Origin of the sequence: Aphanothece hegewaldii CCALA 016, assembly GCF_003007785.1 — a bacterium.
Classification (GTDB): Bacteria; Cyanobacteriota; Cyanobacteriia; order Cyanobacteriales; family Microcystaceae; genus Chroococcus; species Chroococcus hegewaldii.
Window position 1 is genome coordinate 20198 of record NZ_PXOH01000041.1, and the last position, 16501, is coordinate 36698.

Annotated in this window: 11 protein-coding genes and 3 pseudogenes; 9 read left to right on the plus strand and 5 right to left on the minus strand. The window is 38.7% G+C overall.

What is annotated here, in order from left to right; genetic code table 11:
* The first annotated feature begins 24 nt into the window (after positions 1-24).
* From C7H19_RS22270 to C7H19_RS22280, 3 genes are read left to right on the plus strand one after another with little or no spacing between them, the layout of a single operon-like run.
* Complete coding sequence (locus tag C7H19_RS22270; protein WP_106459120.1) at positions 25-2115, plus strand: CHAT domain-containing protein; 2091 nt, start codon at positions 25-27, stop codon at positions 2113-2115.
* Positions 2108-3364, plus strand: coding sequence for a glycosyltransferase (locus C7H19_RS22275; RefSeq protein ID WP_106459121.1), 1257 nt, complete (start codon positions 2108-2110; stop codon positions 3362-3364). The genes C7H19_RS22270 and C7H19_RS22275 overlap by 8 nt, the downstream gene beginning before the upstream one ends.
* A 4-nt stretch (positions 3365-3368) precedes the next feature.
* Positions 3369-5735, plus strand: a complete 2367-nt coding sequence (locus C7H19_RS22280; protein WP_106459122.1) for a two-partner secretion domain-containing protein — start codon at positions 3369-3371, stop codon at positions 5733-5735.
* On the opposite strand, the gene C7H19_RS22285 is transcribed toward C7H19_RS22280, so the two are convergent.
* Positions 5732-7255, minus strand: coding sequence for a ShlB/FhaC/HecB family hemolysin secretion/activation protein (locus tag C7H19_RS22285; RefSeq protein WP_106459123.1), 1524 nt, complete (start codon positions 7253-7255; stop codon positions 5732-5734). The two genes, C7H19_RS22280 and C7H19_RS22285, sit on opposite strands and share 4 nt — an antisense overlap.
* A 37-nt stretch (positions 7256-7292) precedes the next feature.
* Positions 7293-7583 carry a hypothetical protein gene (locus tag C7H19_RS22290; protein ID WP_106459124.1) on the minus strand — a complete coding sequence of 97 codons (291 nt, stop codon included), beginning with the start codon at positions 7581-7583 and terminating at the stop codon, positions 7293-7295.
* 130 nt (positions 7584-7713) lie between these two features.
* Here C7H19_RS22290 and C7H19_RS22295 point away from each other — a divergent pair, with 130 nt between their 5' ends.
* From C7H19_RS22295 to C7H19_RS26560, 6 genes are all read left to right on the plus strand, one after another.
* On the plus strand, positions 7714-8478 hold the full coding sequence (locus C7H19_RS22295) for a hypothetical protein (RefSeq protein WP_106459125.1): 765 nt from the start codon (positions 7714-7716) through the stop codon (positions 8476-8478).
* 134 nt (positions 8479-8612) lie between these two features.
* Positions 8613-9716 (plus strand): hypothetical protein, encoded by a 1104-nt coding sequence (locus C7H19_RS22300; protein WP_106459126.1) that lies wholly within the window; start codon positions 8613-8615, stop codon positions 9714-9716.
* Between the two features lie 17 nt (positions 9717-9733).
* The gene (locus C7H19_RS22305) at positions 9734-10336 is read left to right on the plus strand and encodes a response regulator transcription factor (protein WP_106459127.1); all 603 of its coding nucleotides are present in this window, start codon (positions 9734-9736) and stop codon (positions 10334-10336) included.
* Positions 10337-11545: 1209 nt separating this feature from the next.
* Entirely contained in the window at positions 11546-12529 is a 984-nt protein-coding gene (locus C7H19_RS22310; RefSeq protein WP_106459128.1) for a hypothetical protein, read from the plus strand.
* Complete coding sequence (gene dnaB / locus C7H19_RS22315) at positions 12522-13871, plus strand: replicative DNA helicase (RefSeq protein ID WP_106459129.1); 1350 nt, start codon at positions 12522-12524, stop codon at positions 13869-13871. Before C7H19_RS22310 ends, dnaB begins: the two co-directional genes overlap by 8 nt.
* Before the next feature lie 124 nt (positions 13872-13995).
* A complete protein-coding gene (locus C7H19_RS26560; protein ID WP_106459130.1) occupies positions 13996-14364 on the plus strand; it encodes a hypothetical protein in 369 nt (122 codons plus the stop codon).
* Between the two features lie 11 nt (positions 14365-14375).
* On the opposite strand, the pseudogene C7H19_RS22325 reads toward C7H19_RS26560, so the two are convergent.
* The 3 pseudogenes from C7H19_RS22325 to C7H19_RS27270 form a co-directional block, all read right to left on the minus strand.
* Positions 14376-15378, minus strand: a pseudogene (locus tag C7H19_RS22325) (IS630 family transposase).
* 306 nt (positions 15379-15684) lie between these two features.
* Positions 15685-15909: pseudogene (locus C7H19_RS22330) on the minus strand (transposase family protein); the annotation flags it as partial.
* Between the two features lie 24 nt (positions 15910-15933).
* Positions 15934-16314, minus strand: a pseudogene (locus C7H19_RS27270) (transposase); the annotation flags it as partial.
* Between the last annotated feature and the right edge of the window lie 187 nt (positions 16315-16501).

Below are 16501 nucleotides of genomic sequence, written 5' to 3' on the forward strand. Positions count from 1 at the left end.
CCCAAAATCATTAAATTTGTGAAGATGAAATTTTTATACATTAATTTTTTGTATTTTTTGCTCGGATTCAGTTTTATTATTTTACCGCCTAGTTTGTCTATATCTGGTAAAGATATCTATGTACAAAGACAGAATATTAAGCAACAAAAGGTAGAAGAAACTTCAGTTATTCAACTGTTATTAATGGCTGAAATGTATTTAGATTTAGGAAATTTGGGACAAGTCAACCGAATATTGAATAAAATTCCAGAAGAGGGAAATATTAAGTTTTATAAAAAAGTGATTGAAGCAAATTTGGCTGCCAGATTGGGAGAGTACACTCAAGCCATTACTTTATATGAGCAGTTACAGGAGCGATTAACGGGAAAAATTAGATTCCGTTTAATCTTTAATCATATTCAAACCCTACGGGAACGAAGCTCTTATTATCTCTGGCAAGCAAGCGAAGAACTCGATCCTCAATCCTTACAAGCTTTAGAACAACTGGCAAAAAGAGATCGACAAACCAGTCTCCAGTTAGCAAGAGATAACAAAACAGATTTAGAAATCGCATCTATATTATTTCAATTAAGCCCCACAGAGGTCAACCGTGAACAACTTATACAAGAGGCGATCGCAGAAGAAGATTCTCAGACAAAAATCGAAACACTCTTGGCATTGGGAGAACATACAGAGGCGATCGCAACAGCAACCCGATTAAATGAGCCTCGCTTTCTTTCTTGGGTTTATGGAGAACAGGGTAAGCAATACCTACAAGACGGAAAATTAAATGAGGCTCTTGCTTCTTTACGGAAGGCTCAACTATTTGCGAATCAAGCGCGGGATCATTTCGCCTTAGCCCAGTGGCAAGGACATTTAGGAAGGCTTCATCAGCAGCTTGGAAGACCAGATCAAGCAAAAGTCAGTTATCAAGTCGCCGTCTATGCCATCGAACAGATTAGGAAAGATGTTGCTGGCTATCGCGTTAATCCATTACTCTATCAGCAAATACAACCCATCTTACGAGATTACTTAAAGTTGCTGTTAAAATCTCCACAGGAAGCCGACCTCAAGATGGCGATTAAAATTCAACAATTAGAACTCCTAAGCGAGTTAGATTCCTATTTTCGCAGTTGGTGTGACCTCGCTCCTCAACCTGTGAATCAAGTTCGGCAGGACACTGCCATCATTTATACGATTATTTTAGATGAACAGCTTCATCTAATTGTCCGTACTGATTCTGGATATTATCATCAGTCAGTGGCGATCGCTCAAGTACAGTTAAATCAACTGATTTATGACTGGCGAAAGACTTTAGCCGATCCTGTTCGAGATCGATACATCGACGGGGGACGAGCCTTATACGATTTACTCATTCAGCCCATCCATGCCCTTATAGAAGGCAAAAAACGATTAGTTTTTATCCAAGACGGCAGATTGCGAACAGTGCCAATGGCTGCTCTTATCGATCAACATCATACTTTTTTGCTTGAACGATATGCGATTTCATACTCGTTGGGTTTATCCACTCGTCGCTCATCTGGCTCACTCAAACGCGCCTTAGTTGCAGGTGTAGTCAATAATTCCATTGAAAGCTTGCCAAATGTCAATCAGGAAGTCATGGCTTTAAAAGACTTGTTGCGAGCCGATGTCTTACTCGGTTCTCAATTATCCAAATCAAGCCTCCAATCTCGATTACAAACGCCTTACGATGTACTGCATCTAGCGACACGCAATCAGCTAGAGAGCAATGTCGAGCAAAGTCGGCTGACTCTGGGAACTCAAGAAATTACCCTATTAGAATTTGAGCAGTTGTTACGACAGCGCAGCAGTCGGATTACCTTTTTAAACTTATCCGCCTGCGATACAGCGACTGGTAATCCTGCGGCGGTTTTGGGTCTAACTGGGATTGGGTTTCGCACGGGGATCGATAATACAATGGGTTCGCTATGGGCGGTATCCGATCAAAGTACGGTTGAGTTTATGATCGAGTTCTATCGGCAGTTGCAACAGACCCCTCATGATTTTTCTGAATCGCTTCGGCAGGCGCAACTACAAGCAATCAATCAAGATTCAAATGAGTTAAGACCTTTCTCTTGGGCGGGATTTATCCTGTTAACGAATCATTATGAGTAAAAAAATTGTCATCAATACGTTTGGTTCTTTAGGGGATCTTTTTCCCTATTTAGCGATTGCTCTTGAATTAAAAAAACGAGGTCACAAGCCAATTATTGCAGCAAATCGCACTCATCAATCCTTTGTTGAAGCTCAACACATTCCTTTTACCCACGTTCAGCCCGAACCGCTTGATTTCACTTCTGAACAGGAATTAGTTCAAAAAATTTTCTCCTCCAAAGGACTGCGCTATTTAGTCTGTGAGATTTTGATGACTAGGCTAAAAGAAGCCTATAGTGATTTAGAAAAAGTTGTCGTACAAGCAGATTTATTGATCTCTCATCCTTTTACCTTTGCTGCACCTTTAATTGCTCAAAAACAAGAGATTCCCTGGATTTCTACAATCCTATCCCCCATTAGTTTACTATCAGCCCATGATCCCCCGCTTTTTAATCCGAAACTCAATTTAAAATCTTTCCCTGTCTGGTTAAATCGTCTCATAATCGCCTTTTTAAAAAGTCAAAGCCGTTCTTGGAGTAAACCCTTACAAGCGTTTCGCCAAGAGTTAGGATTATCATCAGTCAAAGATCCCTTTTTCTGGGGACAACGTTCACCTAAGTTAAATTTAAGTCTCTTTTCACCAATTTTTGCACCGCCTCAGCCTGATTGGGGAGCATTCAATCATCTTACAGGCTTTGTTTTCTATGAACCCCATGACGCTGATCTATCAGAGCAGTTAGTTAAGTTTCTCGCTCAAGGATCACCTCCGATTATTTTTACCCTGGGATCTAGTGCCGTTTATCATGCCAGAAACTTCTATCGCTATGCAGCAAAAGCTACTCAACAACTGGGAGAACGCGCCATTTTATTAGTTGGCAAAAATCCTGAAAATATCCCTCACGATCTTCTTAGTCAAGATATTATTGCCGTTGATTATGCTCCTCACTTTTTACTTTTCCCTTATGCTAAAGCGATCGTACATCAAGGGGGAATAGGGACAACGGCACAAGCCATCAAAGCAGGAAAACCGATGCTGGTTGTTCCATTTGGACAAGATCAATACGACAATGCCAATCGAGTTGAACAACTACACCTAGGAAAAATGCTTACATTAATTAATGATGAGAGTATTCATTTAGGTTTAAATGAATTGCTACAGTATCCAGCTTTTCAAAACCAAGCTCAACACATTAAAGAAATCATTACTCAAGAAAATGGCGTAAAAGATGCCTGCGATCAAATCGAACAATTTTTAACTTTTTCAGCTTAATTTTATGATGAAACCTCTCCTTATTTTAAGTTTATTGATGTCTAATTTAGTCGGGAAAGCCGTCCACGCTCAAATTACACCCGATCAAACCTTGCCCAATCCTTCTGTAATTAGGCAGGAGCAAAATATAATTCTCATTCAAGGCGGTACAGAAGCTAAAAATAATCTTTTTCATAGCTTCAAGGATTTTTCAGTCGTTAATGGTCAAGTTGTCCAGTTTCTTAATTCAACAACTCTTCAAAACATTTTTACAAGAGTAACTGGTACTTCTATCTCAAATATAGATGGAATCATTCGCACTAATGGTGCTGCTAATTTTTTCTTCCTCAATCCTAATGGAATTATTCTTGGAAAAAATGCCATTTTAGATATTGGTGGTTCAGTCGTTTTTAGTACGGCTCATTCGATTAAATTTTCTGATGGACTGCAATATCAAACTTCATCGACTGCTAAACCTATTTTAAGTATTAATGTTCCGATTGGACTAGACTTTGGGGCAACTCCTGGCAATATTACAGTTTTAGGAGATGGACATAACTTTACGATTAAAGATTTTTTCTATTTTAGGGATTTTAAGGGATTAGGATTACAGGTTAGACCTGAAAAAACTCTAGCTTTACTGGGGGGTAATATTGTCTCTCAAGGAGGTATTATCCGAAGTAATGGCGGTCAAATTGTTTTAGGTGGGTTCTCTAATGGAGAAGTTTCACTTGCTCCTAAGTCTTTTTTTATTGCCCCTAATAATGCTTTATCTAATCAAGATATCTATCTTACTGGGCAATCGGTTTTAGATAGTTCTGGATTAGGGATCGGCAATATTCAAATATTAGGAAGAAAAATTAATATCGACCGAGGTTCTATTATTTTTAACCAAAATATTATTCCTCTACAATCGGGGGTCATTACACTTAAAGCCTCCGAATCAGTCAGAATTCAAGGTGCCTCGCAACAAGCATCTATTCAAGGAGGAATTAGAACCCAGTCGGCTCCTCCAATTACTTTGAATGGTGTGGTTTTTGAAGGGACCTCTCATCAAATTGTGATTGATTCACCAGCCCTAACTTTAGAGCAAGGAGGAGTGGTTCAATCCGTCTCTTTTAATCGTTTTGATGCTGGGGATATTACTCTCAATATTGCCAAAGCGATTGAGATTATCGGTTCATCTCCTTTTGCTGCACAAACAGGAGCAACCAGTAATATTACAACCGTTACTATTTTTAATGGAAATTCAGGCGATATTAACATCCAAACCTCACAATTAATCGCTAAAGAAGGGGGAGGACTCTTAACTGCAACCATCGGCTCTGGAGACAGTGGCAATATTACGATTGATGCTACACAGTCGGTTCTACTATCTGGGTTTGAACCCACCCTCTTATTTCCCAGTGGCATCGCTTCAAGTACAGGAAATACGGGAAAAGCTGGCAATATCACCATTAATACTGCAAAGTTGACGCTTTTAAATGGGGCTGCAATTGATTCATCAACCTATGCTTTTGGAGAAGCGGGAAGGATTACTATTAATGCCCAAGACTCGATCACAGTTAGAGGAACCATACCAAATTCTGTTATTACCAGTGGTATTGTCTCAGGGGCTAATAATACGGATGACACAGCCCGCAATATTTTTCGACTCCCTGGCCTTGAAGCGTTAACGGGCAATGGAGGCAACATCTTAGTTAATACACTTTTTTTGAGTCTTGCTGAAGGTGGAAATATTACTGTAAAAAATGATGGAACGGGTAACGCAGGAAACTTAGAAATTAATGCAACCACGATCGCACTACAGCATGGAAGAATTACTGGCACAACCGAATCGGGAAATGGTGGAAATCTCGCCCTCACCACTGAAAATCTGTCTCTATTAAATAACTCTTCTATTTCAACTACGGCGAAGGGATACGGAAATGGCGGTAATATTGGGATTGACACTCACTTAGCTGGAATATTTAATAGCAGTAAAATTCAAGCTGATGCACTTGCTGGAGACGGCGGAAATATAACGCTAAATACTCCAGTTTTCCTTTCATCTTTAAATAGTCAAATTACCGCTAGTTCTCAACTGGGAATCGATGGGGTTGTTAATATCAATACAACTCCCTATCTTTTAAATCTGTCTGATATCAAGTTACCAATTCAAATTTCCCTCGAAGAGATTGCTCTAAAAACTTGTTATGATTATGCCCAGCGTCTAACTCAATCGGGTCAAGGGCTAACCCAACGATCTTTTAACCTGCCAGGTCATAGTTACACCTTTGCTGATTTAATTCCTCTCGGACAAGTCGTTAAAAGTGAAAAACTGGCAAATGGTTCAGTACGGTTTTTAAATTGTCAACAAGTTTTAGAGCAAGACGGCAAGTTACAGCCCTAAAATCTGATCCTCCCTTGTATTAAAACTGAAAAGGCTTGTTTAAATTGTTCCTCAAATGGATTTTCTGAATCAGTTAAAGGAAATCCATAGTTGGTTTGAACAAACAGATATTCTCCAACACTTAAGCGACCGCCTATTCCTGTTCCGATTAAGGTTTGAGGACTTAAAGAACCGCCACTATTATTCCAAACTGTCCCTACATCGACAAATGGAAAAATCGAGAGTTGAAGCAATTGAGAGCGATAAACGGGAAATCGAACTTCTAGCGTAAGGGCCAGACAATTATCACCCGTTCTGATATTGGTGGTATAGCCTCTAACCATATTGCCGAAGACAAATTCATTGCCGTTGCGACCACCAATTGCACATTGCTCGATATTGGGTAAAGTATGAGGTGATAGTTGCAAAGCCAGACGTGAGTACAATTCTCCGATTCCAAAATTCCATAGAACTTGAGCTTGTCCTTGCCAATGGAAGAAGGTGGAATCGATATTTTGATTAGATCTACCGATGCTAAATTGTGACAGTCCTATGATTAAGGTATTCGGAGAACGATTGATATAAGTCTGGTTAAGGCGGATGGCCAGAAGGCGAATATCGGTAAATAACTCGTCTTTTAGAATAAAACTCTGGCTTTCTCGGTGGTCTACAGCAACGCTAAAATCTAACGTCTCATTAATTTTTTGCCAGATTGGTTGTGAAAAGCTCACTGAAACCACCGAATTATGATTGCGAATGTCAAAGTCTTCAAAAAAACCATCAATAATCCGAGAGTCTGATTGCTGATAAGTCAGTTCAACTTTGCTGTTGGTTAAATTTATTGGCATCGTTACACCAACTAACCAGCGATTCAATCCTTCCGTTACTTTATACTCGGTTCGGAATTGTTCTCCGCCCCCCGCCACATTATTGTTATCAATAAAGCCTCGAACCCCCCACGCGCCAACAATCGGATTTTCATCATTAGAACCTTCCACACCGATTTCCCAGGCGGGATTAGCGATCGCGTTCACTCCGATCACTTTTTCCTTGATATTGTCTTCTGGGTTAACAGTAGCATTGAGGTCTTTAATAAGAGGATTGGTACGCAACAGGGTCAGTCCTTCTTGCAAACGGTCGAGATTAAGGGGTGTGCTAACAAAACGATCCAATTGACGCTCAACATAGCGATCCCGTAATCCAGTCGCTTCTATGTCTAGTTTTCCACTACCCTCGATCGCTTTAAAGATTACCGTTCCATTACTGTCTTGATATTCAAAAATGACAAAAGAGGTGAAATACCCTTTGGCAACATAAGCTTGCGTTAGCTGTTGCTGGAGCAAGAGTAACTCACTGAGGGTAACAGATTTATTGAGATAAGGAGATGCGATCTCCTCAATCTCCTCTTGAGAAAGAACGGTCGTTGCTTGTACCTCAATTTTTTTGAAGATTGACCCCTTTTCATCTAATGACTGCGCTTTGAGCGTTGGCGGCTGCCAGAGTAAAGCAACTAAATACAAAAGTAATATCAAATATGACACTTTAGCTAAAAATTTAGAATTCTCTGATTTCCAACAGCTAACTCAAATCTAGACTCTGTTGGATTTTAAAAAGATAATCGCACAACCCCAATAGATTCTCAATGTCTCTTGGTGTAGAGATCGTGCCTGCCATCCAAGCATAAATTGTTTTTGCTTTCCTTTGCGTAATTCGCTCTAATAGATCCAGACAAGCGGCAGAATACCGTCTATCTTCGGGACTAATTTCATAAATAAGCGGAACCCAACAACGGCAAAATTCTCCTACTGTTATCCTTTTTTTGCTTAAAAACAACCATTCTTCAATTTTTTGATCGGGAAACTTAGACATTTAAAATCTACTAAATTTTTAGAAAAATGCTGCTTAAATCTGTAGGATTCTTAAATATTTAATCATAAAACTGGGTATTATAAGGGGAACAAGCAGTTATTGAACGCTTCCTTTGTTTTTGCTCGTTAGCATGAAGAATATTCATATTTTGTATATCGATCCTGAAATCAAAACAGCCGGTCAAATTGTTAGTTATTTTAATCCTAGAGTCTATTCAGATGAGATTAATGAATATTTTCAAGACAAAAAAGAAGCAGTTAAGTATCAATTTATTTTTATTCATAAAAAGGATTTCAAAGAAGGCTTTAATACCCTTAAAGCTCATAACGCCGATCCAGTAGCCAGTCAAAGAGGGTTGCCGCCAATCGATTTTATTATTTTCACCCTTCCGAAAACCTACAATCGAGTCAAGGTTAATCAGAAACATTCATATTTAGATTTCCTAGAAAAAATTCACTTTTTAGGAATTGATCGGCTGGGTTTATGGAGAGGTTTTTGGGCGATCGGATATCAATTCACTGAGACACTGTGGCGAGAACTCAGTTGGTATGGCGTTCGTAACTTCCTAACCAAACCCATTATCATTCAGGATCTAGAAAACCAGCTTAACCAGTACATGGAACTCACTGAACCTTCCCCAAACGCTGCTTTAGAAACTCGCCCTCCTAAAACCTTAAAATCGGGGAAAATAGTGACGCAACGATTCTTACGCCTAAAAAGCTCAGATGGCAAACCCATACACATGGCCTTACCCTCCATTATCCAAGCCAACGATGTGAAAGGACAAGCCGTTTGGCAGTACAGTTATCAAACCGAAGGCTCTCAAGAAGAATTAGAGAGCGATGAAAACTTTGTACATCAAGACATTGAAGGCTCTTATTCAGAAATTAGATAAATATATAAAAATCAATCTTTACGCAATGTAAGCTTTCTTGACTCTTATGCTTTTTTTTGTTATCACTTAAGAGTGAAAATAAAAATTAGAGCGCAGCAATCGCCTTGCTCTATCAACAAAAAAATTGTAACGATATGATAACACACACTTTATCCCCTCAAAGTGCAGATTACACTTCTTTTCCTGGCTCTGCACGCTCTCTTTCCTACTATCTTTTGTGTGGTCAAGACTATCGACAGCAACAAGAAAATCTAACCCCCGATGATTTTAAAGAGATTAGGGAAAAAGAAGGGAAATCTTTTATCGATCTTTGTCTAAAATTGCTTAAACAGTGGGAAAACTTGGATGATTGTCTACAAAGCAGTATTCTTGCTATTCAATTTCCCAAATATCTATCGGCGGCGGCGGCTGTTGCCTTGTTAAAAGTTCCTCTCGACGGGCTAAAAAACTGTCTTTCTCAACTCAACGAGTTTATTCAAAAGCAAGGCGCACTTACCTCAACAGACATTAGTAAAATCGCTCAATTATTTCACATTAAACCAAAACGTTATTTAATTCTTGGGGAAGTTGCCTCCAACAATGACTGGGAATTTACAGTTAAAAAACTCAAACTTAAAGATTCTGAGCAAATCAAAAGCCTAAAAGAACAAGCGCAAACATTGGCGACAGTAGAAGTTCTCACCGATCATATTGTACAAGCCTCAGACATTCTCGGATACGACATTGCAAAACTCCTTCCTAAACCGAAAAAACAGTTTACTCAAAAAGATTTAGATCTCGCTACAGAACAATTAACCCGAGAAAATGCAACTCTTAAATCAGAAAAAGAAGCTCTCTTCTTACGACTTCAATTTCTTGAAGTACAATCAACTCCAAAGCTTACAACCGAGCCTCAAATTGAGATTTTAGAGCAATCAGAAACAACAGAAAGTGTTGACACTTTAGAAAAACAGTCAACACTAGAGCAATTTAATGACGATGAAGTGCCAAATAAGGAGGATTTATCATCATCTTCACTCTTACCCTCTTTTATTCCTGGAATGACGGTTAAAGTACAAAATACTAATTTAATTGGGAAAATTAAGAGAAAATCTCCTTCTGGATGGATTGTTAAATTGCAAAATGGTCTTTCTAAAATTTTTCAACCTGAACAGTTAGATGTGATCAGTCAACCTTCTCAGAAAAAGAATAGCCTATCTAAGTCTAAAGGATTTGGATTAAGCCCTCATCCTGCCTAATTTTTCCTTTTTTATCGATGCTGGATACTATTACTTCTTCTGTCGTTCAATGGGATATTTTAATTGTCTCTAACAATCTTTGTTTTATTGAAGGACTCAAACGAATTTTAGAAACTATTGATTCTCTTCGATTTCTCCATCCGTTGAACGAACCCGAACAAACTTTTCTATTGCTTGAACACGTTCGTCCTGATTTTCTGTTGGTTCAACACCCTCAACAGGATCGATTTCTCTACCAACTTAAACAACGTTATCCTCGCATATGTTCAATTACACTCGATCAAGATTCTCCTTACGGAGATTACTGCATCAGTAGTGGAATCTCTTTTAGACAACAACTGCAGGAACTCCTACAACAACAATTACAAGCGCGTCTGCGATTTCCTATTAAAGGCGTTCCCCTCTATCATAACCTTATTAAAAAAATTAAATTTACTCAACAAGAACTCAAGATCCTTGCACTTTTAACCTATGGCTACAACTACGAAGAAATTGCCGACAAATTAAATCTTTCACGAAATACTATTAAAAAGTATGTTAATCTTTTACGAGATAAAGTGAATGCTAAAGACAAGGCTCATTTAATTTGTATTGCACTTAGAAGTGGGTTGATCGCTTAATCGTTCTTTTGACTCAAAAAAGTAATTATTAAAAATATTCGCCGTTCGGTTCATTGAACGAAATTAACCGACGGGTGTTAAAAACGAAAAAAAGTGGGTTATAAATTTTTTGGCTAAATATATACGACCTAGTCAAGTTGAACATATGACCATCCTTTGATGCTCTATTAATCTTTTTATAATAAGTTCAAACAATGCTCAAATCTACTTCATCATCCCCCAAAATTAAATTCTTAATTGCTTTCTATTCTGAGCAACTTTCTTTGGCCAATTCTCAAGGCAAAAGTGTATTGCAATCTTACCTCAAGCAATTAAAAGGGAAGCTCAACAAAACTCAGACTTCATAATCTTGTTACTCAAAAAGTATCATTTGTCCCCTTTTCTCTATTTCCCTCTATCGCTTTTTAGGGTACACTAGATGACAACCCAACCTTATTGTGAGCGATGCGGCGACTAACTCTGCAAGTTCTCTTAAAAAGCCATAACGCCGTCTCGATGATTGGCAGTCAGACAGACGACGTTTCCCTAGGGGCTTCTCACGCTTAATCCAACCAAAAAAAGAAAAGGAGGTCAGAAAGGAGGTGAGATATGTAAACTAACTTTTTTATCGTTTATGTTTGGAAGTCTTTTGACAGACTATTTACGCTAGCTGTAATAGTAGCGATAGCCCCTATCGTAACGCATTATTGCAGTGATAGCAAGATTTTTTGTCAAAATTTTCCTAAGCGCGCACGCAGCATAAAACGACGATCTTGGCAATCGCTCGTTCCCTTAAACCCTTATTCGTCAAGGCTAAAGAAGAAAATTGGAGATTTTTCTTGAGGACAATTTACGCTACAGACAACGAGCAGTAAATATATCACTTGGTAAATGTTTTACTTAGTGGACATATCACAACCGTAAATACTGCAACTGCATACAACGCACTGCTGAAAAATCAACCAACAAATTCTAACACTTCCATTATGGCGGTTAACTGAGTATTGTTGTAGCGTAAATTTTCCAAAAAAATCTCCTGTCTCTACACTCACAAGCAATTAAGGAGATTACAACATTTATGATCGCTTTAAACACTCAACTGATTAATGGACTACAAAGCATTCAGTCCACTGCACTTAACCTACCTCTAATTTCTATAAACAACAATAAACATCTTTTGAATAACAGTTGGCAAAATCGTTCGTTTACTATGGCTCAGGAGGTGTAGCGATGGCTAAACGAAACATCAGATATTCCGTAGGCTTTGACGGTAAAGAGTTACAAGGCTATTTCATGATTTCTAACAAAGATGCCGCCACAGCGATTTTGAACAGGTTAACTGGCTCTCAACTCAGACTGTGGCTTTATTTGATGATGGTTGATTCCTTTGCCGATCAAGCTAACGATGGGGAAAAAATTTACCATACTATTCCCTCTCCTCAAGAAATCGCTACCAAAATTGGGGCCAGCCCCGAAACAGTTGAAAAAGATATGAGGAAATTGAAAAAGTTGGGTCTATACGAGTATCGGATTACCGCTTGGCAAGGCCATAATTTATCGGCTGCTAAAGCAAGAGAAGAATCTGAACGACTGAAAAATAAAAAAACTACAACAACGTCAACGGCTAAAATAAAGACACTGCAAGCAGTCGGACTAAATAAGCCCCAGGAAAGTTTAAATAATCCTTCTGAGAGTTTAAATAAGCCCCAAAAAAGTTTAAATAATCTTTCTGAGAGTTTAAATAAGCCGCCAGAAATCGCTGAAAGTATTGAAAATACAGAGGTTTTAGCCTCGCCTCAGACTATTCAGACTTATTTAGACTTTAAAAAGACTCTCTCAGAAGACGAGCGAGAGAGATTTTTTTATTTTGTAAAACAAGAAGTCAAAAACTTCCGTGAACCGATTAAGGATCTTGAAGCATGGTTGGCTAGTAAAAATGCAGCAGGTCAAAATCGTTGGGAGGTGTATTACAAAATGTATCAGCCTTCTCTCTTGAGTAAAGTTCAAAATGAAGACTCACCATGCCTCAAAAATTCAAACGGATCAAAAACGCCGAAACGCCTTAGTTTACGTGAAGAAATCGAACTACAACGACAAGAAGCCTTAGCTTACTACACTTCGTTAAATGAATCAGAGCAACAACAAGAAAAATTGGCAGAAAACGAATTTTTAGAGAAAAATGACTCAAAATCGGAGGAAAACCCTGATGTCTGACCGTTTACCTCCACAAAACATCGAAGCTGAAGAAGCAATTTTAGGTGGTATCCTTCTTGATCCAAAAGCCTTAGATCGCATTGTCAATGAACTTCCCCCCGATGCGTTTTATGTTGAAGCTCACCGCAAGATTTATCGAGCAGCACTTGCCCTTCATCGAATTGGGCAACCCACTGATTTGATGACAGTTTCGGCTTATTTAGCTGATTTTGGTGAACTAAACTGGATTGGTGGATTAGGACGACTAGCTCAATTAGTAGATCGTACTGTTTCAGCCGTGAACATTGATCGCTATGCGGCTTTAGTGATGGAAAAATACCTGCGGCGTGAACTGAGTCGAACAGGGATGCAAATTTATGATTTAGCCCACGATACCACAACTGAGCTTAATGCGGTTCTTTACCAATCAGAACAGCAATTATTTCAAGTATCAAATCGAAAACGTTCATCAAAAACACAGCCTAATCTTGAAGTAGCGATCGCAGCTTACAACGAGCTAGAGAATGATTTTCCCATTTATCCCACTGGAATCTATGATCTCGATGAACTGATTGCAGGATTTGAACCAGGGACGCTGACAATACTTGCAGGACGACCATCTATGGGTAAATCTTTCTGTGCGATGTTCCTCACTTTACAGATGATCGTCAAGCATGAATTACCTGTTTTGTTTTTCTCACTGGAGATGACGGCTAAACAACTAGAATATCGTCTGTGGAGTTTGCTGAGTGTTCATCCAGCTTATCGTCATCTTAATTCACTTCCCTTGATGAGCGATCGCATACGACAACATCGGGCGAATCGGCAAAAGTTATCTCAAGCTGAGATGGATACGATTATTAAGGTTTTGAGAGTAGCAACTGAGTTACCGCTTTACTTCAACGATGACCGAGGGATTACGGTTAGCGGGATGGCTTCAGAATGCCGTCGTTTGATTAGTGAAGGGAAAAAACTAGGCTTGGTTGTAGTAGATTACCTTCAAATGATGGCAGGTGATACTAGAGAAGGCAATCGAAGCTATGAGTTAGGGGATGTCGCCCGTGAACTTTATAAGATGGCGGGAGATCTCAATGTACCGATTCTCGCTCTTTCTCAAATTTCAAGGGCTGTAGAAACGAGGAATAATAAACGCCCGACGATGGCTGATTTAAGTCAATCGGGAATCCTTGAGATGGTTGCTGATAACATCATCATGGCTTATCGAGATGAATACTATAACCCTGATACACCAGAACGAGAGGTACTAGAACTGATTGTCAGCAAAGCCAGACACGGCAGCACTGGTACGGTGAAATGTCTGTTTGAGCCGTCCTATGGTCTGATTAAAAACATGAGGGGGTGAGTATAAATGTAGGCGATGCTAAAAGCACTCCGCAAAAGACCGATTCTGCAAGGCTCTGGGATGCAGTGAATATCTACTAAGAAGATCGGTCTGCGGCTTATTAAAAGATGTTTATCCCAACAATTTGTGGCTTGAGGTACAAATACAAACTTCAGGGAAGCCAGTAGATAATGGTTTCAACTGTAACTTTTTAAATAAAGTAGAAAAAGCAACATGGAAACAAAATATTCATAGACTTGATTTCGTATTTAAACAAGACAAACCCAGAGACACTGACAATCAATCCCCAGCCTATGTGATTGGTGATATGAAAATATCAGTAAGTGCTGCTTTAGACAGAGCAAAAAGAGGAAATCAAGGTAAAGAACACAATGGGATGCGATGGTTAACTATGCTAAACTTCATCAGTACATACCTATTGCTGTTTACACAACTTTTTATGGGGGAACAGAACCCCGTCTGCTCATTGAAGCTGGTGCTGATGTCAACGTAACAGATAAGTACTTAAGCAAAATTAATTACATATTTAGTGCCAAAGTCTTTCAAGATTTGCTCGACAGCATTAACCAAACTTGTCCAATCTTGATAAGCATTCACATCTAACCATTGATACTTTATGAATCGCTCCTCGAATTTCAATCAAGTTAAGATGAGGAGAATAAGTAGGAAGCCAAAAAACATCTAAATTCTTTTCCTGCCAAGAAGCACATTTATCAACGAGAGCAGCGCTGCGATGAATGGAAGCATTGTCCATAACGATAACTGTTTTTTGAGTCAAAGTCTCACTAAACTTATCTAGGGTTCGCAATGACAACTTGACTGGTAATTTTCCCTTCAAAAATATAAGGATATAATTCATTTCTTTTATTCATTAACCCTAACAAGTTTAACCGTTGACCTTGACGACTTTTCAAGGTGAGCGTTGACCCTTTTTCCTGCCAGGCATAGGGAACGTAAGGAACCAAACTTTCATCCTGTTTCATCAAAATACCTTAAGTCAATTTTTCCTAAAGAATCTAGCTTTTTTAATCGTTCTAGTTCTTGTTTTTTTTTGTTGATACTCTTCTGGCTCTGGTTCACCCGCTACCCCTTTTTTCAGTCTTCTCCAACTCATTAAAAGTTATTTTAAAACTCGTTTAATGGTATTTTTACTGACTTTAATTACCCATTCTTTCTGAATTTTATCTAGGAGTTTTTTTAAGTTTTTTGGCGATTCTTTAGCTCAAGAACAGATTTCTTCTTTTTGTTGAGGATTGAAGATTTGTTTTCTTCCTCTACCTGCCTCGTCGTATAAACCCACTAATTTCTTTTCTGACCAGGCTTTGAGCCAGTTATACATTGTCTTCCGACTAACATCAAAAATTTTCATTAATTGAGCAAAGCTAAACCCTTGAAAGCTTAAGAGAATACAATGCGCTCTTTGTCTAACTTTATGATGCTTACTTTGTTTGTAGAGCCTCTCTACCATTTTTATCGTTTCTGGCTTTAGATCGGTAATAAATTTCATTGCTGATGAAAGCTCTTGGGTTAGCTTTCAGCTTAACTTTTTTCTGAGCTTAAGTATATAACTTATTTTGCATTACTACTTAACAAGGGTGATACTGTGCTTTCCCTGGCCAAACAGACAGTAAATGATGAAATTATTCAACTGTTCAGAAATGCAGGAGCAACAGAAAATTAACTCGTAATAAACGAGATTTAATCTGTCGTTAACTGTTACCGTTTAAATTCACTATTTTAAACAAGTCGCACAAACTACAGTCAAAAAATTCACAATACCAGTGCCGTTTCACATAGTCCTCCTGCAAAAATATTATGCAGTCGCGTTTTTTGAGTGGCAAGAGAGTTCATAATTATAAATACCAGCAATCAGATTAAATCTCAATCCAAATCTTCGTCTTCGATTCCTATACCTTGATGATAGAATTCTGAATATTTTCAGACTACGGTGAATATTTTCAATAACAATCCTTTCTCTAGCTAACTGACGATTAAACTGCTTTTTCTCAAAACTTAAGGGTTGATTTCGCTTTTTTTTATAAGTAATTAACCTCAGTTCGGGTTAAGTAAAGGTTGGTAAAGCCCACTCTATCTGGAGAGAAGGTTTCTTGGGCTGATGGCAATAAGCAATTAAACCACATAGGAGGATGACGCAGAAATTGACGGGACTCCAGTGGCGAGAATGTCCAATTTGAGAGATATTTTTGAGTTGGAAGGGTAATCGTCTCGACAATTGAGCGTTTACGCGATAAAAGCTCCGAAATGAAGACGCATCAAGCGATTTTTCATGTTCTTTTTCGGCTTGACAAAAAACTCAATTCTAAAATCGTGGAGTAATTTCTCTGTTAAAACTTGAGAGACGTAGCCAAGGGAGAGCAAACACTTTACCGAATAGAGATTGTAGAAGTTTGGGAACTGGCTGTCGGTCATCGACATTGCCAGGAGCGTGTTCTAACTTTCACAAAAAGCCAAGCCTTACGCCGAGCGCATTATAAAGATTTTTGGTTGTAGAAAACTTGCCCGCTGCTTTATGGTACATAAGAACTTTTTGAAGGCGACCGTAAGATCGAGTGTCGATTTTTCATTCGAGGAGCGCGCTTCTCTTGTTAAAAAAAACAAATTGTAAAGCT

Bases quoted from the DNA above. Each gene is read 5' to 3' on its own strand.
- C7H19_RS22270 (WP_106459120.1), top strand. From the start codon at position 25: ATGAAATTTTTATACATTAATTTTTTGTATTTTTTGCTCGGATTCAGT.
- C7H19_RS22275 (WP_106459121.1), top strand. From the start codon at position 2,108: ATGAGTAAAAAAATTGTCATCAATACGTTTGGTTCTTTAGGGGATCTT.
- C7H19_RS22280 (WP_106459122.1), top strand. From the start codon at position 3,369: ATGATGAAACCTCTCCTTATTTTAAGTTTATTGATGTCTAATTTAGTC.
- C7H19_RS22290 (WP_106459124.1), bottom strand. From the start codon at position 7,583: ATGTCTAAGTTTCCCGATCAAAAAATTGAAGAATGGTTGTTTTTAAGC.
- C7H19_RS22295 (WP_106459125.1), top strand. From the start codon at position 7,714: ATGAAGAATATTCATATTTTGTATATCGATCCTGAAATCAAAACAGCC.
- C7H19_RS22300 (WP_106459126.1), top strand. From the start codon at position 8,613: ATGATAACACACACTTTATCCCCTCAAAGTGCAGATTACACTTCTTTT.
- C7H19_RS22305 (WP_106459127.1), top strand. From the start codon at position 9,734: ATGCTGGATACTATTACTTCTTCTGTCGTTCAATGGGATATTTTAATT.
- C7H19_RS22310 (WP_106459128.1), top strand. From the start codon at position 11,546: ATGGCTAAACGAAACATCAGATATTCCGTAGGCTTTGACGGTAAAGAG.
- dnaB (WP_106459129.1), top strand. From the start codon at position 12,522: ATGTCTGACCGTTTACCTCCACAAAACATCGAAGCTGAAGAAGCAATT.